The following is a 16,962-nucleotide window of genomic DNA, read 5'->3' as shown; positions in this document are numbered from 1 at the left end:
CAGGTGCTGACCGATCGGTCAGATCAGGGGCGTGGTGTTCGCCACAAAGGCCCGTTTCCGCAGGATCAGGACGATGCGCTGGTCCAGTCCGCGAGCCACTCGCCCGACCAGGTGAGCGTGCCGGAGCGCAGGTCGGCGACGAGCCCGCGTACCCAGTCCAGTTCGGCGCGGAGCGCCGTGAGCTGGTATTCGTCCTCGATCAGGAAGAGCCGGGGCAGTCGTACCCCGGCCAGTGCCGCCTCACGCTCGCGCAACCGTGCCTCGATGGCGGCGGCCCGCTGGTCGAGCCGCCGGGCCGCCTCCTCGGGCGGCAGGATCGGCAGGAACGACAGCGCGGCGGGGAACTCCGGGAACTCCCGGGCGGGGGTGGCGAGCGCGTCGGCGAGCCACCCGTCGAGCGTGTGGCGGCCGGCCGGCGTGAGCGCGTACACGATGCCGGTCTGGCACCGCGACCGCATGATCGTGATCGGCGACGCGGCGCACACCGCCGCCCCGTCCTCCGGGCAGGGCGCGGCGATGGCCTTCGAGGACGCCGTTCAGCTCGCCCGCTGCCTGCGCGACCTGCCGGACGTGCCGGCCGCGTTCCGGGCCTACGAGCGGCTGCGTCGCGACCGGGTGGAGCGGGTCGTCGCGCAGGGGCGGCGGACCAGCACCACGAAGGTCGCCGGCCCGGTCGGACGGCTGGTCCGGGACCTGGGCATGCCGCTCGCCGCCCGCTACCTGGCGCGCGACGGCGGCGCCGCCCAGGCCTGGCTGTTCGACCACCACATCGACTGGGCGACGCGGGTACGGGACTGAGTCAGGCCGGTGGGTGGCCGTGCCTGCTGTCGTACTCGGCCCGGGCCGCGCTGATCGCCTCCCGGTGCCGCTCGGCCCAACTGGTCAGCGCCACCAGAGAGTCGTGCAGCTCGCGGGCCATCGGGGTGGCCGTGTACTCGACCTTCGGCGGTACGCAGGGGTGGACGTGCCGGTGCAGCAGCCCGTCCCGCTCCAGGTTGCGCAGCGTCAGCGTGAGCATCCGGCGGCTGATCCCCTCCACCCGGCGCTCCAGCTCGGTGAAGCGGACCGGACCGGACGAGGCGGCGATCAGGATGCCGATGGCCCACTTCCCGCCCACCCGGTCCAGCGCCTCCCGCACCGTGCAGGCGCTCGCCTGCTCCGCCGGGCCGGACTCGCACAGGTTCGCCTCTTCCTCGCCCACGCCCTGATCGTCGCAGGTGCCGGCCGCCGAAGCGCGCCCGGCACCATGTCGGGGTTGCCGAGCCGGGCCCGGCCCGGGAAGGTGGTCCGATGGGCGCAGCCGACGAGACCCGGGCCGGAGTGTCGCTGACCAACCTCGACCAGCCGCTGTTCGACGGCGCCGGCGCGACCAAACGCGACCTGGTCGACTACCTCGACGCCATGCGCGACCGGATCCTGCCGGAACTGCGGGACCGGCCGCTGTCGGTGCTGCGCGTGCGGCCCGGCCAGGAGCCGTTCATGCAGAAGAACCTGCCGAAGTACACGCCCGAGTGGGTCCACCGCACCGAGGTGTGGGCCGAGGCGTCGCACCGGCGGATCTCGTACGCCCTCTGCGACGACCGGCGGACGCTGCTCTGGTTCGCCAACCAGCGGGCGGTCGAGTACCACCCGACGCTCGGCCGTGCCGGGCAGCCCGAGCACCCGACCCACCTGGTGCTCGACCTGGACCCGCCGGAGGGGGACTCGTTCCCGGCCGCCGTGCGGGTCGCGCTGCTGGTCCGGCAGGCGCTCGCCGACGCCGGGCTGGCCGGCGCGGTGAAGACGAGCGGGGCGAAGGGGCTGCACGTGATCGTGCCGGTCGACCCGGCCACCACGGCGGAGGAGGCCGCCGCCGCGACCCGGGCGCTCGCCGTCCGTACCGAACAGCTCGACCCGGCAGCCGCGACCACCGCGTTCATCGTCGCCGACCGCGGCGGCCGCGTCTTCGTCGACTCCACCCGGGCGTACGGGGCGACAGTGGTGGCCGCCTACAGCCCTCGGATCCGGCCCGGCGCCCCGGTGTCGTACCCGGTGGGCTGGACCGACCTGGAGAGCGCGAGCCCGGCCGACTTCACCGTGCGGAGCGTGCCCGCGCTGCTGGGCGACCGGGATCCCTGGGCGGAGGCGCTGCCCGCGCCGCAGCGGCTGCCGGCGGATCTGGCCGAGCAGGGGCGGACCATCCCGGTGGCCCGGGTGCAGGCGATGCACGAGGGCAAGCGGCGCGCCAAGGCCCGGCGCGAGGCCGGGTGAGCCCGGCCCGCGTCAGCGCCGCCGGGTCACCGTCGCCGGCGGGTGCTTGCCCCAGGTGGACGCGATGAGCACGACGGCCAGGCCCCAGGCAACGATCATGGTCCAGATCGGGCGGGTCTCGGTGGCCGCGCCCACGAACCCGCCGATCGCATAGCTGACCAGGCAGAGCAGCCCGGTCGCGGCGAGCCGCCCGGCCGCGGCCCGGCCCTCCGGCTCGAACACCCAGTCGGCGATGCCCTTCGTCGTGCGCAGCACGGTTCCGGTCTGGTACGACGTGGCGGTCTGCACGCCGAACGTGCGGACGACGAGCCCGCCGAGGATGCCGACCGGGAACGCCAGCAGCGCGGTCAGGACGGTGCGCTCGGTCAGCGAGTCGCGACCCGAGTCGAGGGACCGGTCCACCACCCCCCAGAGCACCAGCAGCGCCAGCATGGCGAGCAGTTCCATGCCCGGCGGAGTGAGCGGGCCGGCCGGGCGCAGGCGGCGGATCCCGGCGCCGAGCAGGCCGCCGAGGCCGAACGCGACAAGTGACGCCACCGCGGCCGGCCAGGGCGGAAAGTGATCGGCGGCACCCATTCCGACGAACGCCACGTTGCCGGTCTGAATACCCACGAAGACCTTGTACTTGAGGAATGAGAATGCGTCGACCACACCGGCGAGGCCGGTGGCGAGCGCAAGCGCCAGCAACGGTACGTGGAAGTCGTATTCCCCCACCCGCCAGCGATCCTCAGCTTTGTTGGACATCGCCCTCCCTACCCCTGGCTGAGCCCGTGAAACCGCTGGTGCGCGCGATGCGCGGAAGTGCCGGGAAAAGTGTTTCCTGTCGTTTCCGGTGAATAGCGCGATCGCGTTATTCACCATTCGTATCCGGTTCGGCAGCATCGCAATTGCGTCTCGACGGCAAGACTCGAAGCCGAAGGAGGCCGAGCGCATGTTCGTGCTCCCCGTCGCCAGACTCCGCGTCACGTTCTATTCGATCGCGACGCTGGCCGTCGCCGGAGTCGCCACGGATGCTCCGGTCTGGAGCATTGCGGCGTCGCTGTTCCTCTGTGTCGCGATTCCGCTCGCGGTGGCCTTTCAGAGCCCGGAGTACCTGCGGGCGTTGTTCGTCCCGTCCCGGGCCGCCGACGAGGCAGCCCACACCCGGAAGGAAATTCGTCATGCCCAGTTCCACTGACGGCCGCGGAATGGGATCGCCCAAGGACCACCAGATGGTCGGAACGGTCCCGCGCAATCCGGCGATCGACAAGTCACATCCGGACCTGGTGAATCCGCCGTCGACCGACAACGGGCTCATGCCCAACCTGGTGTTTCCGTTCTCGCTGTCGCACACCCGCCAGGAGAGCGGCGGCTGGACCCGGGAGGTCACCAACCGTCTCCTGCCGATCGCCCACGACCTGGCGATCGTGAACATGAAGCTCAACCCCGGCGCGTACCGGGAACTGCACTGGCACATCCAGTCCGAGTGGGCATTCGTCCTCACCGGCAGCTGCCGGATCGCCGCCGTGGACCAGGAGGGCCGCAACTTCCTGGAGGACGTCAAGGCGGGTGACCTCTGGTACTTCCCGGCCGGCATCCCGCACCACATCCAGGCGCACGACGAGGGCGTGGAGTTCCTGCTCGTCTTCGACGACGGCTGCTACTCCGAGGACGCGACGTTCCAGGTGACCGACTTCTTCTCGCACGTGCCGAGGGAGGTCATCGCCAAGAACTTCGGCTGGACGATGCAGCAGATGGCCAACTTCCCGGCCGAGTCCGAGCGGTACATCTTCCCGGGCCAGAGTCCGCCGCCGCTGGCCGAGGACCGGGTCTTCAGCCCCACCGGCGACGTGCCCCGAACGTTCAAGCACAGCCTGCTCGCCCAGACGCCGGAGAAGTTCGAGGGCGGCAGCGTACGGATCGCCGACTCGAGCAACTTCGCCGCGGCGATCACCACCACCGTCGCCATGGTGGAGATCGAGCCCGGCGCGATGCGGGAACTGCACTGGCACCCGAACGGCGCGGAGATGCAGTACGTGATCTCGGGCAAGGGACGCATGGGCGTCTTCGCCAACCACGGCACCGCGCGCACCTTCAACATGGAGACCGGTGACGTGGGCTACGTGCCGATCTCGATGGGCCACTACATCGAGAACATCGGCGACAAGCCCTTCGTCTACCTGGAGCTGTTCCGGACCGCGAAGTTCGAGGACGTGTCGCTCGCCCAGTGGCTGGCGAACGTCCCGCCGGAGGTGGTCGCGGACACGATCAACGTGCCACGCGAGCTGATCGAGGCGCTTCCGAAGACGAAGAGCCCGCTGCAGCGGCACTGAGAACGCGGCTGGGCGCGGACGCCACGACCCGGTGGCGTCCGCGCTCAGCCGTTGTCCCGGGACTCCCAGACCAGCGCCAGCTCCACCCGGTTGTGGACGCCGAGCTTGGCGTAGATCGAGCGCAGGTGGGTGTCGACGGTGTGGAACGAGACGAACAGGTGCCGGGCCGCCTCCTGCTTCGTCATGCCGATCGCGAGCAGCTCGGCCACCCGTAGCTCGGCGGGGGTCAGCGCGGCCACGGCCGGGCGGCCGGCGTCGTCGCCCGCTGTGGTCGCGGCCGTGCCGTCCTGGTCCCGCGTCCCGTCCCCGCCGCCCGCGGCGCCCATCCGGGTGTACATCGCGGCGGCCTCGGCGAGCAGGCCGGGCGCCTCCGCCGGCGGCAGCCCGGGCGACCGCGCCAGGTCGTGCAGCGCGTCGGCCAGGGCTGGCCGGGCGGAGGTGGTGCGGAGCAGCCGCACCGCCGCGCGCAGCGCCACCGGATCGCCGGTCAGCAGCCCGTCGACCTGGTGCGCCACCCCACGCCAGAGCGCGTTGTTCGCCATGCCGGCGGCTCGCTTCAGGTGATCGGCGAGAGTCTCGGCGCGGCGCCGGTCGCCGAGCGCCAGCGCCGCGCGGACCAGTCGCGGACCGTGGTGCGGTACCAGCAGCACCGGCGCCATCGAGCGGTCCGGCACGGCGAAGGCGGCGCCCAGGAGCGCGGCGTGCCGGCCCGGGTCCGGGTCGCCGGCGGCGGCGCAGCCGAGCCGGAACCACTGCATGTCGTCGGGCCAGCCCACCGCGGGGCGTTCCCGCGCCAGCAGCTCCCGGGCCGCGGCCACCTCACCGCGGCGCAGCAGCACCTCCACGACAGTGGCGAGCAGGTCCGCCCGGGCCTGCGCCGGCAGGGCCGCACCGCGTCCGGTCAGGGCGAGGCGGGCCCGGGCCTCCGCCTCGGCCAGTTCGCCGGTGGTCAGCCGCAGGACGCAGTCCAGCGCCGTCACCAGCGGCTGCGCCACCGCCCCGAGCGTGTCGATCTCCGCGGCGACGCTGTCCAGCGCGGTCGCCGCGTCGACGTGCCGGCCGAGCGCGATCTGGTTCGCCACCCGGTCGACGCGCAGGAAGATCGCCTGGGTACGGGCGGCCGGCTCGCCCGCGTCCACCTCCCGCAGGATCCGCGCGGCGCGGTGCAGGTCGCCGGTGGCGGTGGCCCGGGCCGCGTTCGCCAGGGCCAGCCGGATGGCGTCGCCGGGGGAGGGGCTGCGCTCGTGCGCCCGCTCCGCCGCCGCCACCAGCTCGGCGGCGTCGGGGTGCCCGAACCGGGCCGCCAGCGACGCCAGCATGGTGAGCGTCCAGCTCCGCCCCGCGACGTCCAGCTCCTGGTTCAGCGCCCGCCCGAGGTACGTCAGGGACAGCGAGGGGCGCTGGGTCGCGTAGTAGGCGCCGAGCCGCCCGAGCAGCATCGCCCGCTGACGTGGCCCGTACCGGTCGGCGGCGACCTCCCGGTGCAGCATGCGCAGCGTCTCGTCCACCCGGCCGGCCAGATAGAGGTTGTCGGCGACGTCGACCAGCCAGGTCAGGCGCTCCTCCGCCGCTCCGGGCGCGGGGGCGGCCAGCAGCAGATCCGCGGCGAGGCTGGGACCGACCGCCGGGTCGACCGCCAGCCGCGCGGCCAGCGCCCGGGCGGACCGGCTCACCGCCGGCAGGACCCGCAGGAGCTGCCGGGCGGCCTGGGCCGGGCGCCCGGCGTCGGCGAGCACCTCGGCCGCCGCCTCGCGCAGCGCCTGACGTACCGAGGGCGGGGTGTCCCGCAGTACGTCGTCGCGCAGCGCGATCGAGGCCAGCCGCAGCCCGGCGGCGGCGTCGACGAGGAAGCCGCGCGAGATCAGCTCCTCCACCGTCGCGTCGATCGGCTCGTCCGGCGTGGTGCCGGTACGGCCGGCCACCGCTTCGAGGAACCACAGCCCGCAGGGGGCGTCGGCGACGGCGGTGCCGCGCAGGACCCACCGTTGCGCGGTGGTCAGGGAGGAGGGAACGCCCGTGTGCATCTTGGGGCGGTTGGTCAACGGAGTCTCGGGCAACTGGCTCGCCTTCGCAGGTGCTGGGGTTCGACCCGTTCACCGCGAGGTTAGCCAGCTTGTGACCTGTACATTCCCGAATTCGGGGACAACTGCTCAACACACCCCGGAGACGACGAAGGCCCTCGACCGGGCTGGTCAAGGGCCTTGCGGTGATCCGATCTGGTGCCCCCGGCAGGATTCGAACCTGCGCTCCCGCCTCCGGAGGGCGGTGCTCTATCCCCTGAGCTACGGGGGCTCAGCGACCCGAGAAGAGTAGCAAACCCCCTCCCGGATCACCGAATCGGTATCCCGCGAGTCGATCTTCGTCGGATCAGGCGGCGGCGACGGCGCGACCGCAGCTCGGCAGCGGGTGCAGCACGACGCGCCGGGGCAGCCGGCGGGGCCACTCGTTGCGCGGCCACGAGCCGTCCACGATCAGGTGCACGGTGCGTTCCTCGGCGCCGCTGAGCCGCAGCACGAAGTCCCGGGGCAGCGGCGGGTCCACCGACGGCGTGGTGACCATGAACCGCACCCGTCCCCGCGAGGAGACCGCCGAGACCACGTCGGCAGCGGGCATGGTGCCGCGCAGGCGTACCCGGCCGATCCAGTAGACCTCGGCGGCGTGCTCCTGGGCCGCCCGCGTGATCGCCGGGTACTCGCTGCGTACCCAGCGCTCGACCGCGCTGACGCACAGGCCGCAGGCCCGCTCGCGCGGCTCGCGCGGCCCGAGCCCCCAGGCCCGCAGGTACGCCCCGACGGTGCCGGCGTCCATCGTCAGCCCGAACCGGCGCTCGATGAGGGCGGTCAGGCTCTGCCGTGTCCAGAGCTCCTCGTCGAGGCCGAACTCGTCGGGGTGGACGCCCCGGAGCACGTCGATGAGTTCGAGTTCCTGTTCGCGGCTGAGCGTTCCCGGCTCGCCCTGCCGCAGTCCGCGACGGACGGCTGCCACCGCTCCGTCACCGCCGATGGTGTGGCGTCGGCACCAGCTGGTCACCGACCGCCCTGCGTCTCTGAGTGCAACCCCCACGTCTTGGGCAACGAGCCCGAATCGCAACTGGTCACGATATGTGGGTAGAAAACTCTCCAACCCCCACAATAACCCGTTAACCCCAAACCGTTACAAACCCCCAAACCAGTACATCACCCCGCGCCCCAACCTTCGACGTGGCCTCTCCGTCCCACCTCGACCGGCCCGCATGCCTCGAACACATCACCCCGGGCCACGAGCCCACCCTTGATTGACTCCACTTCGCCGAAGTGGTTGCATCCCGCCCACCCTGACCCCGCCACCTCCCCGATCTGGAGTGGATCAAGAGCGGGGATGCCGCCACCTCCCCGAACAGCTGTCGATCAAGCGCCGAACCGGAGGCGCGAACGCGCGAGGCGGGCGTGGATGCCCTGTCGGGCTGGCCCTCGGCCATCACCCGCCCTCGACGCGGCCTCCCCGTCCTACCTCGATCGGCCCGCCTGTCCGAACGGTTCTTGATCGACTCCACTTCGCCGAAGTGGCTGCATCCCGCCCACCTCGACCTCGCCACCTTCCCGAACTGGTGTCGATCAAGGGTGGGGATGCCGCCACCTCCCCGAGCTGGAGCGGATCAAGGGCGGGGATACGGCCACTTCCCCGAGCTGGTGTCGATCAAGCGCCCAGCCGGAAGCGCGGACGCGCGAGGCGGCGAGGATTCCCTGTCGGGCCGACCTCGGTCCGTCTTCACCCATCCTCCCGCGATCTTGCACGTGCGGCCCTCTCAAAGCGGGGCAGCAAGTGCAAGATCGCCGGAGCGGGCGGGCGGGGACGGGTGAGGCCCGGTGCCCCTGGGAAGGGGACCGGGCCTCGGGGATCGTGCCGGGGTGGCGGGTGGTGTTACGGGGTGCCGCCCAGGCGCTTCAGCGCCGCGCTCAGGTTGGTCAGGTCGTTCTGCTGGGTGTTCTTCATGACCTGCGCGACCGCCAGCACGTCGTCGTCGCGCCCCTGGTCGAGGATGCCGTCGATCATGTGCACCCCGCCGATGTGGTGGCGGATCATCATCTGGAGGAAGAGCACGTCGAACTCGCGGCCGCTCGCGGACCGCAGCTTCGCCATCTCCTCCGGCGTCGCCATGCCCGGCATCAGGCCGTCCTTGATCAGCCCGCCGCCGTCCGACATCCACGCCATCGGCGCCTGCTCGCCGGTCGGGTCCAGCTTCCAGGACCGCAGCCAGGTCTGCATGGTGCCGATCTCGCCCTGCTGGCCGGTGGCGATGTCGACGCCGACCTGGCGTACCTCTGGGTCCTGGCCCTGGTTGAACGCCAGCAGGCCCATGGCCACGGCCTGGTTGTGGTGGGCGGTCATGTCCCGGGCGAACCCGGCCTCGGCCGAGTTCTCACCGGGCCGGGTCAGCGTCGGGGTGAGCAGACCGCCGGCGTACCCGAGGAGCAGCCCGACCACGAGGGCGGCGACCACCGCCGGCAGGCCGTAGCGGCGCATCGCGCCCCGGCCGCCCTGGTCGGCGGCCGGAGCCTCGTCCAGCTCGCTGTCGGTGGTCGCCGGAGCGGTCATCGCGGTGTCGTCCTTACTGGGTGGGCTGCTGGGGCATGGTGTTCTGCAGGTTGTCGCGCGGCGTGGTGCCGGTGGCCGTGATGCCCTGGTCGCAGAGCGCGTTCGGGCCCTCGATCGAGGCGTTCACCCGCAGCGTCTTGATGAAGTCGTCGATGCGGCCGTCGTCGGCGTTGTCGACCTTGAGCTGGTAGCCCCAGGCCTGCAGCGAGATCGGCTTGTCCAGCCCCTCGAACGGGCTGAGCATTAGCTTCTCCTTGCCCTGCACCTTGCTCTTGAGCTTCTCCACCTGGTCGGCGGGCAGGTCCGGGCGGTAGGTGATCCAGACCGTGCCGTGCTCCATGCTGTGCACCGCGTGCTCGTTGGCGATCGGGGCGTCGTAGACGTCACCCATGCAGTTCTGCCAGGCCTGGTTGTGCGGGCCGCCGACCGGCGGGAGGACGTCGTACTTGATCGCGCCGGGCTGGTGGTTGCCGCCCTTGACCAGGTCCTTGTCCTTCTCGCGGTAGTCCACGATGCCGTCGATCGCCTGGGCCCGCTTCTCCCACGGCTGACCGCCCTGGTAGACCGCCCAGGCGCCGACGCCGACGATGCCCACGGCCAGCACGCCGACCGCGACGAAGAGGGCGATCGGGCCCCACGAGCGACCCTGGCTGACCTTCACCGGGGCGATCGGCTTGCGGCCCTTGCCGCCGGCACCGGGCCGTGGCGTGCCCTTGCCACCCCCGGCCTTGCCCGCGCCGGCCTTCGCGGCGGGCTTGTCGGCAGCCGCAGGCCGGCCGGCGGCCGGCTTCTTGCCGGTGCTGACCACGGTGGGACGGCGCTCCGGGCCGCCCGGGGTGCTGATGCTCATCGTGCCTCGTCAGGTCGGTCGGTCAGGGGGACCGCGGGGCCGGTTCACATGCTGGGTCGCCGCCGCGGTGCCCGAGTCTACCCCCGATAACATGGATCAGTGACTCCCGCAGAACTCGCCGAGGTCGTCCTCGCCGCAGCCCACGCCGTCTTCGACGAGCGCGGGCTGGACCGCGCCGCGCTGCCCGCGCAGACCACCGTCGAGCGACCCCGTAATCCGGATCACGGCGACTACGCCTCGACGCTGGCGCTGCAGCTCAGCAAGAAGGTCGGCGTACCGCCGCGGGAGCTGGCCACCGCGCTGGCCGACGAGCTGGCCAAGGCGCCGGGGATCAAATCGGTGGAGATCGCCGGGCCGGGCTTCCTGAACGTCCGCCTCGACGCGGCCGCCGCCGGCCAGCTCGCCAAGGTCATCGTCGAGGCCGGCCCGGCGTACGGGAGCAGCGACACCCTCGCCGGGCAGCGGATCAACCTGGAGTTCGTCTCGGCGAACCCGACCGGCCCGGTGCACATCGGCGGGGTCCGCTGGGCGGCGGTCGGCGACGCGCTCAGCCGTCTGCTGCGCGCCACCGGCGCCGACGTCGGCACGGAGTACTACTTCAACGACGCCGGCTCCCAGATCGACAGGTTCGCCCGCTCGCTGCTGGCCGCCGCGCAGGGCGAGCCCGCGCCGGAGGACGGCTACGGCGGCGCGTACATCGCGGAGATCGCCGCCGAGGTGGTCCGTCGCCGGCCGGACGTGCTCGACCTCACGCCGGACGCCGCCGAGGAGGTGTTCCGGACCGAGGGCGTCCAGCTCATGTTCGCCGAGATCAAGTCCTCGCTGCGCGACTTCGGGGTGGAGTTCGACACCTACTTCAACGAGAAGGACCTGCATGACCAGGGCGCGCTGGACGCGGCGCTGGCCCGGCTGCGGGAGCAGGGTCACGTCTTCGAGTCCGAGGGCGCGACCTGGCTGCGCACCACCGAGTTCGGCGACGACAAGGACCGGGTGCTGCGCAAGTCCAACGGCGAGTGGACGTACTTCGCCGCCGACTGCGCCTACTACCTGAACAAGCGGGAGCGCGGCTTCGACCGGGTCGTGATCATGCTGGGCGCGGACCATCACGGCTACATCGGCCGGATGAAGGCGATGTCGGCCTGCTTCGGCGACGACCCGGCGCGCAACCTGGAGATCCTCATCGGCCAGCTGGTCAACCTGGTCCGCGACGGCGCCCCGGTGCGGATGAGCAAGCGGGCCGGCACCGTGGTCACGCTGGAGGACCTGGTCGACGCGATCGGCGTGGACGCGGCCCGGTACGCGTTGGCCCGCTACTCGGCCGACTCGCCCATCGACATCGACGTGGAGCTGTGGACGCGGGCCAAGAACGACAACCCGGTCTACTACGTCCAGTACGTCGCGGCCCGGACCGCCGGGGTGGCCCGCAACGCGGCCGAGATCGGGCTGACCCGGGGTGACGCCGCCGCGTTCCAGCCCGAGCTGCTCGGCCACGACAAGGAGAACGAGCTGCTCAAGGCGCTCGCCGAGTTCCCCGCGGTGGTGGCCACCGCCGCCGAGCTGCGCGAGCCGCACCGGGTGGCGCGCTACCTGGAGGAGAGCGTCGCGCAGGCGTACCACCGGTTCTACGACAACTGCCGGATCGCCCCGCAGGGCGACGAGAAGATCACCGACACCCACCGGGCCCGGCTCTGGCTCAACGACGCCACCCGGGTGGTCATCGCCAACGGCCTGCGCCTGCTCGGGGTGTCCGCGCCGGAGAGGATGTAGTCATGCGAGCGCGAGGAGTGAGCTTGCGAGCCCCGCAGTCGCGAAGCGGAGACGAGTAGATGCGGGCTCACGAGGCAGGAGCGCTGCACGGCGAGATCGGCAGCCGGGGGCCGGCCTGGCTGCGTCCCCCGGTCGACGTCAACGCCCTGGTGCCGCAACTGTGGCCGCGCAACGTCGCGCGCGGCCCCGCCGGCGCGCTGACCGTAGCGGGCCTGGACGTCCGCGACCTGGCCGCCGAGTACGGCACCCCGGCGTACGTGCTGGACGAGGACGACCTGCGCGAGCGCTGCCGCGAGTTCCGCGCGGCCTTCCCGGACGCGGACGTCTACTACGCCGGCAAGGCGTTCCTCTGCCGCGCGGTGGTCCGGATGATCGCCGAGGAGGGCCTGTTCCTCGACGTCTGCACCGGCGGTGAGCTGGCCACCGCGCTGTCGGCCGGGATGCCGGCGGAGCGGATCGGCTTCCACGGCAACAACAAGTCTGTTGCCGAGCTGACCCGGGCGGTCGACGCCGGGGTGGGCCGGATCATCGTCGACTCGTTCACCGAGATCGACCGGCTCTCCGAGCTGGCCCGCGAGCGCGGGGTACGCCCGAAGGTGCTGGTCCGGGTCACCGTGGGCGTGGAGGCGCACACCCACGAGTTCATCGCCACCGCGCACGAGGACCAGAAGTTCGGCTTCTCGCTCGCGGGCGGGGCCGCCGCCGCGGCCGCGTTCAAGATCCTCGACGAGGACGTGCTGGAGCTACGCGGCCTGCACTCGCACATCGGCTCGCAGATCTTCGACGCCAGCGGCTTCGAGGTCTCCGCCCGCCGGGTGCTCGCCCTGCAGTCGCAGATCCGCGACGCCCGGGGCGTGGAGCTGCCCGAGCTGGACCTGGGCGGCGGGTTCGGCATCGCGTACACCACCCAGGACGACCCGGCGTCGCCGCACGACCTGGCGAAGCGGCTGCGCAAGATCGTCGACGGGGAGTGCGCGGCGGAGAACCTCGCCGTGCCGCACCTGTCGGTCGAGCCGGGCCGCGCGATCGTCGGCCCGGCCGTGTTCACGCTCTACGGCGTCGGGACCGTCAAGGACGTCGACGGCCTGCGCACGTACGTGAGCGTGGACGGCGGGATGAGCGACAACATCCGTACCGCGCTCTACGACGCCTCGTACTCGGCAACGATGGCGAATCGCACGTCGTCCGCGCAGCCGATGCTCGCCCGCGTGGTGGGAAAGCATTGTGAGTCCGGGGACATCGTGGTGAAGGATGAATTCCTGCCCGCCGACGTGCAGCCCGGAGATCTTGTTGCGGTGCCCGGCACCGGGGCGTACTGCCGGAGCATGGCCAGCAACTACAACCATGTCCCGCGGCCCCCGGTCGTCGCCGTCCGTGACGGTCGAGCGCGGCTGATCGTCCGCCGGGAGACCGAAGACGACCTGCTGGCATTGGATGTGGGATGACCTCACCGGTTCGCTTGGCGCTGCTCGGCTGTGGCACGGTCGGTAGCGACGTGGTCCGACTGCTGCACGAGCAGTCGGCCGACCTCGCCGCCCGGATCGGCGCCCCGCTGGAGATCGCCGGGATCGCCGTACGCCGGCTCGGCCGTGACCGCGGTGACCTGCCGGTCGACCCGGCCCTGTTCACCACCGACGCGCTCGGGCTGGTCAAACGCGACGACGTGGACGTGGTGGTCGAGGTGGTCGGCGGCATCGAGCCGGCCCGCGGCTGGCTGGTCGAGGCGCTGCGCGCCGGCAAGAGCGTGGTCACCGCCAACAAGGCGCTGCTCGCCGAGGACGGCGCCACGCTGCACGACGCCGCCGCCGAGGGCGGCGCCGACCTCTACTACGAGGCGAGCGTCGCCGGGGCGATCCCGCTGCTGCGGCCGCTGCGCGAGTCGCTGCACGGCGACCGGATCACCCGGGTCACCGGCATCGTGAACGGCACCACCAACTTCATCCTCTCCGCCATGGACGCCACCGGCGCCGGCTTCGCCGAGGCGCTGGAGGAGGCCACCGAGCTGGGGTACGCCGAGGCGGACCCGACGGCCGACGTGGAGGGCTTCGACGCCGCCGCCAAGGCCGCCATCCTCGCCTCGCTGGCGTTCCACACCCGGGTGACCGCCGCCGACGTGCACCGCGAGGGCATCACCGAGGTGACAGCCGCCGACGTGGCCAGCGCCAAGGCCATGGGCTGCACGATCAAGCTGCTCTGCATCGCCGCCCGGGGCGTCGACCCGGAGGGCCGGGAGACGGTGAACGTCCGGGTGCACCCGGCGATGATCCCGCTGACCCACCCGCTCGCCAGCGTCGGCGACGCGTTCAACGCGGTGTTCGTCGAGGCCGACGCGGCCGGGCAGCTCATGTTCTACGGCCGGGGCGCCGGTGGCGCGCCGACCGCCAGCGCGGTGCTCGGCGACGTGGTGGCGGTGGCCCGCAACCGCCTCGCCGGGGTGCGTGCGGCGAGCGAGTCGGCGTACGCCGACCTGCCGGTGCGGCCGATGGGGGAGGCGCTCACCCGCTACCACATCAGCCTCGACGTGACCGACCGCCCGGGTGTGCTGGCCGGGGTGGCGGGCGTCTTCGCCCGGCACGAGGTGTCCATCGCCACGGTCCGGCAGGGACCGGCCGGCGGCGACGCGGAACTGGTTATCGTCACCCACGTCGCGCCCGACGCCGCGCTCGCGGCCACCGTCCGTGAGCTGCGCGGACTGGACATCGTCCGCTCGGTGACGAGCGTGCTGCGGGTGGAGGGCGGCGCGTAACCAGCGCGTCCCGCCTGATGGTTAAGGCAGGGTGTGCCGGTGGCCGGCCGGGCAGGCTGGTCCACGCTGTTGGCAGGCCCCGGAGCGGGGCGACAGAGGCGAGGAGCGCGACATGTGGCGGGGACTGATCGAGGCGTACCGGGACCGGCTGCCGGTCACCGACGCGACTCCCGTCGTCACCCTGCACGAGGGCAACACGCCGCTGCTGCCGGCGCCGGTGCTCTCCGCCCGGGTCGGCGCGGACGTCTGGCTCAAGGTCGAGGGAGCCAACCCGACCGGCTCGTTCAAGGACCGGGGCATGACGGTCGCCGTCTCCAAGGCCGTCGAGGCCGGTGACAAGGCGATCATCTGCGCGTCCACCGGCAACACCAGCGCCTCCGCCGCCGCGTACGCGGCCCGCGCCGGGATCACCTGCGCGGTGCTGGTGCCGCAGGGCAAGATCGCGCTGGGCAAGCTCGCGCAGGCGCTCGTGCACGGCGCGAAGCTGCTCCAGGTGCAGGGCAACTTCGACGACTGCCTCGGGCTGGCCGGCAAGCTCGCCCAGGACTACCCGGTCGCGCTGGTCAACTCCGTCAACATCGACCGGCTGCACGGCCAGAAGACCGCCGCCTTCGAGATCGTCGAGGCGCTCGGCGACGCGCCCGACATCCACTGCCTGCCGGTCGGCAACGCCGGCAACATCACCGCGTACTGGATGGGCTACTCCGAGGACCTGCGCGACGGCAACGCCACGAAGGCCCCCCGGATGTACGGCTTCCAGGCCGCCGGCGCGGCCCCCATCGTCACCGGTCAGGTGGTGCCGGAGCCGTCGACGATCGCCACCGCCATCCGGATCGGCAACCCGGCGAGCTGGACCAAGGCCCTCGACGCGCGGGACGCCTCCGGCGGACTGATCTCGGCGGTCACCGACCGGGAGATCCTGTCGGCGTACCGTCTGCTGGCCCGCGAGGTGGGTGTCTTCGTGGAACTGGGCAGCGCGGCGAGCGTCGCCGGCCTGCTCCAGCAGGCCGCCGCCGGCAAGGTGCCGGCCGGTTCGCGGGTGGTGTGCACGGTCACCGGGCACGGCCTGAAGGACCCGGAGTGGGCCATCTCGACCGCGCCCGCGCCGGTGACCATCGCCAACGACGCGCTGGCCGCCGCGCGTTCCCTCGACCTGGTCTGATCTCTCCGTCTCCTGCGGCGCTCCCCGGCCCGGTTCACACCTTCCGGGGCCCTTTGGTGACGCACTCGCTGGACCTCACGGGGCCTCCGCGCTTCCCTCCCGGACCTCATTTCTTGGGGATTTCTCCGCCCTGATCGCCGCCACTTCGGGGAGGTGGCGGCATCCCGCTCCCTGATCCACGCCTCTTCGGGGCGCGTGGCGGCAGTCCTCTCCCTGACCCACGCCTCTTCGGGGCACGTGGCGGCATCCCGCTCCCTGATCCACGCCTCTTCGGGGCAGGTGGTGGCATCCCCCTCCCTGACTCACGCCTCTTCGGGGCACGTGGCGGCATTCCCCTCCCTGACCCAGGCCACTTCGGGGCACGTGGCGGCATCCCCCTCCTGGATCCATGCCACTTTGGGACAGTGGCGGTTCCCCTCCCGGATCCATGCCACTTTGGGACAGTGGCGGCCTCCTCCGCACTTGATCGACTCCAGTTCGGGGAGGTGGTGGAGTCCCCTTCCTTGATCCACTCCAGTTCGGGGTGGTGGCGGGGTCGGGGTGGGCGGGAAGTAGCCACTTCGGCGAAGTGGAGTCGATCAAGGGTGGGCTCGTGGCCGGAAGCGATGTGCGCGGGCGGGCAGGCCGAGCGAGGTGGGTGGGGCGGCCATGCCGCCGCATCGGGTGCCGAGTGGTGTCAGGCCGACCTGACAGTTGCATCCCACCCGCCCCCGCCCCCGCCCTCGCCGACCGCACTTCGCCTCGCTCCCGTGCTTCCACAACCGGCACGCAACAGCGCGTGGGGCCCCTCGCCCTGGCAGGCGTGCTCTTCCGACACCAGTTCGGGGAGGTGGTGGCATCCCCGAGCTTGATCCACTTCACTTCGGGGAGGTGGCGGGATCCGAGCGGGTGGGATGCAGCCACTTCGGCGAGGTGGAGTGGATCAACGGTGAGGGCGGGGGCCGAGTGCCCGGGCGGGCAGGTTGAGGTGGGGCAAGGTGGCCACACCCGAGGGTCGGGTGGTGGCGGGTCGGCCCGAGGGCATCCCGCCCGCCTCGCGCATCCGCGCTTGCGGGTCGGCCCGACGAGGGCATCCCCGCTCGCCTCGCGTGTCCGCGCTTGCGGGTCGGCCCGACGAGGGCATCCCCGCTCGCCTCGCGTGTCCGCGCTTGCGGGTCGGCCCGACGAGGGCATCCCCGCCCGCCTCGCGTGTCCGCGCCTCCGGATCGAACCTTGATCTACTCCAGCTCGGGGAGGTGGCGGGATCGGGGCGCGTGGGACGCAGCCACCCCGGCGAGGTGGAGTCGATCAAGGCGGGCGC

General features: G+C 72.3%; 15 protein-coding genes and 1 tRNA gene. 8 read left to right on the top strand and 8 right to left on the bottom strand.

The window, feature by feature from the left end; all coding sequences use genetic code 11:
- Positions 1 to 65 precede the first annotated feature (65 nt).
- On the bottom strand, positions 66 to 458 hold the full coding sequence (locus MicB006_RS32410; RefSeq protein WP_225980873.1) for a hypothetical protein: 393 nt from the start codon (positions 456 to 458) through the stop codon (positions 66 to 68).
- Between MicB006_RS32410 and MicB006_RS20820 the strand changes: the two genes are divergently transcribed.
- Positions 367 to 798 carry an NAD(P)/FAD-dependent oxidoreductase gene (locus MicB006_RS20820; RefSeq protein ID WP_225980437.1) on the top strand — a complete coding sequence of 144 codons (432 nt, stop codon included), beginning with the start codon at positions 367 to 369 and terminating at the stop codon, positions 796 to 798. The genes MicB006_RS32410 and MicB006_RS20820 overlap by 92 nt on opposite strands.
- A 1-nt stretch (position 799) precedes the next feature.
- Here MicB006_RS20820 and MicB006_RS20815 read toward each other — a convergent pair whose 3' ends face one another.
- Positions 800 to 1,201, bottom strand: a complete 402-nt coding sequence (locus MicB006_RS20815) for a helix-turn-helix domain-containing protein (RefSeq protein ID WP_116508342.1) — start codon at positions 1,199 to 1,201, stop codon at positions 800 to 802.
- Between the two features lie 89 nt (positions 1,202 to 1,290).
- On the opposite strand from MicB006_RS20815, the gene ligD reads away from it, so the two are divergent.
- Positions 1,291 to 2,250, top strand: coding sequence for a non-homologous end-joining DNA ligase (gene ligD, locus MicB006_RS20810; protein ID WP_116508340.1), 960 nt, complete (start codon positions 1,291 to 1,293; stop codon positions 2,248 to 2,250).
- A gap of 12 nt (positions 2,251 to 2,262) precedes the next feature.
- Here the strand turns inward: ligD and MicB006_RS20805 are convergent, their stop codons facing one another.
- Entirely contained in the window at positions 2,263 to 2,994 is a 732-nt protein-coding gene (locus tag MicB006_RS20805) for a DUF1275 family protein (RefSeq protein WP_116508339.1), read from the bottom strand.
- A gap of 88 nt (positions 2,995 to 3,082) precedes the next feature.
- Between MicB006_RS20805 and MicB006_RS20800 the strand changes: the two genes are divergently transcribed.
- Together MicB006_RS20800 and MicB006_RS20795 are read left to right on the top strand one after the other, a co-directional pair.
- Complete coding sequence (locus MicB006_RS20800) at positions 3,083 to 3,427, top strand: hypothetical protein (protein WP_225980436.1); 345 nt, start codon at positions 3,083 to 3,085, stop codon at positions 3,425 to 3,427.
- A 34-nt stretch (positions 3,428 to 3,461) separates the two neighbouring features.
- Positions 3,462 to 4,562: a cupin domain-containing protein gene (locus MicB006_RS20795; protein WP_116511663.1), complete on the top strand. Its 1,101-nt coding sequence runs from the start codon at positions 3,462 to 3,464 to the stop codon at positions 4,560 to 4,562.
- A 44-nt stretch (positions 4,563 to 4,606) separates the two neighbouring features.
- Here MicB006_RS20795 and MicB006_RS20790 read toward each other — a convergent pair whose 3' ends face one another.
- The 5 genes from MicB006_RS20790 to MicB006_RS20770 form a co-directional block, all read right to left on the bottom strand.
- Positions 4,607 to 6,619, bottom strand: a complete 2,013-nt coding sequence (locus MicB006_RS20790; RefSeq protein WP_225980435.1) for a helix-turn-helix transcriptional regulator — start codon at positions 6,617 to 6,619, stop codon at positions 4,607 to 4,609.
- A gap of 160 nt (positions 6,620 to 6,779) precedes the next feature.
- Positions 6,780 to 6,854 (bottom strand) — tRNA-Arg (locus MicB006_RS20785).
- A 75-nt stretch (positions 6,855 to 6,929) separates the two neighbouring features.
- A complete protein-coding gene (locus tag MicB006_RS20780; RefSeq protein ID WP_073828686.1) occupies positions 6,930 to 7,625 on the bottom strand; it encodes a winged helix-turn-helix domain-containing protein in 696 nt (231 codons plus the stop codon).
- An 837-nt stretch (positions 7,626 to 8,462) separates the two neighbouring features.
- Positions 8,463 to 9,137, bottom strand: a complete 675-nt coding sequence (locus tag MicB006_RS20775) for a DUF305 domain-containing protein (protein WP_116508337.1) — start codon at positions 9,135 to 9,137, stop codon at positions 8,463 to 8,465.
- Between the two features lie 13 nt (positions 9,138 to 9,150).
- Positions 9,151 to 9,987, bottom strand: coding sequence for a DUF3105 domain-containing protein (locus tag MicB006_RS20770; protein WP_073828684.1), 837 nt, complete (start codon positions 9,985 to 9,987; stop codon positions 9,151 to 9,153).
- A gap of 99 nt (positions 9,988 to 10,086) precedes the next feature.
- Here MicB006_RS20770 and argS point away from each other — a divergent pair, with 99 nt between their 5' ends.
- From argS to thrC, 4 genes are all read left to right on the top strand, one after another.
- On the top strand, positions 10,087 to 11,754 hold the full coding sequence (argS, locus tag MicB006_RS20765) for an arginine--tRNA ligase (RefSeq protein ID WP_116508335.1): 1,668 nt from the start codon (positions 10,087 to 10,089) through the stop codon (positions 11,752 to 11,754).
- Between the two features lie 59 nt (positions 11,755 to 11,813).
- Positions 11,814 to 13,199, top strand: coding sequence for a diaminopimelate decarboxylase (gene lysA / locus MicB006_RS20760; protein ID WP_116508334.1), 1,386 nt, complete (start codon positions 11,814 to 11,816; stop codon positions 13,197 to 13,199).
- Entirely contained in the window at positions 13,196 to 14,500 is a 1,305-nt protein-coding gene (locus tag MicB006_RS20755) for a homoserine dehydrogenase (RefSeq protein ID WP_116508332.1), read from the top strand. Before lysA ends, MicB006_RS20755 begins: the two co-directional genes overlap by 4 nt.
- A gap of 112 nt (positions 14,501 to 14,612) precedes the next feature.
- Complete coding sequence (gene thrC, locus MicB006_RS20750) at positions 14,613 to 15,662, top strand: threonine synthase (RefSeq protein ID WP_043328624.1); 1,050 nt, start codon at positions 14,613 to 14,615, stop codon at positions 15,660 to 15,662.
- Positions 15,663 to 16,962: the final 1,300 nt, after the last annotated feature.

This window comes from Micromonospora sp. B006 (assembly GCF_003408515.1).
Taxonomy (GTDB): domain Bacteria; phylum Actinomycetota; class Actinomycetes; order Mycobacteriales; family Micromonosporaceae; genus Micromonospora; species Micromonospora echinospora_A.
The sequence above is the reverse complement of the archived record's forward strand: the minus strand, read 5'-3'. Positions and strand labels throughout refer to the sequence as shown.

Bases quoted from the DNA above. Each gene is read 5' to 3' on its own strand.
- ligD (WP_116508340.1), top strand. From the start codon at position 1,291: ATGGGCGCAGCCGACGAGACCCGGGCCGGAGTGTCGCTGACCAACCTC.
- MicB006_RS32410 (WP_225980873.1), bottom strand. From the start codon at position 458: ATGCGGTCGCGGTGCCAGACCGGCATCGTGTACGCGCTCACGCCGGCC.
- MicB006_RS20770 (WP_073828684.1), bottom strand. From the start codon at position 9,987: ATGAGCATCAGCACCCCGGGCGGCCCGGAGCGCCGTCCCACCGTGGTC.
- MicB006_RS20795 (WP_116511663.1), top strand. From the start codon at position 3,462: ATGGTCGGAACGGTCCCGCGCAATCCGGCGATCGACAAGTCACATCCG.
- lysA (WP_116508334.1), top strand. From the start codon at position 11,814: ATGCGGGCTCACGAGGCAGGAGCGCTGCACGGCGAGATCGGCAGCCGG.
- MicB006_RS20775 (WP_116508337.1), bottom strand. From the start codon at position 9,137: ATGACCGCTCCGGCGACCACCGACAGCGAGCTGGACGAGGCTCCGGCC.
- MicB006_RS20805 (WP_116508339.1), bottom strand. From the start codon at position 2,994: ATGTCCAACAAAGCTGAGGATCGCTGGCGGGTGGGGGAATACGACTTC.
- thrC (WP_043328624.1), top strand. From the start codon at position 14,613: ATGTGGCGGGGACTGATCGAGGCGTACCGGGACCGGCTGCCGGTCACC.
- MicB006_RS20755 (WP_116508332.1), top strand. From the start codon at position 13,196: ATGACCTCACCGGTTCGCTTGGCGCTGCTCGGCTGTGGCACGGTCGGT.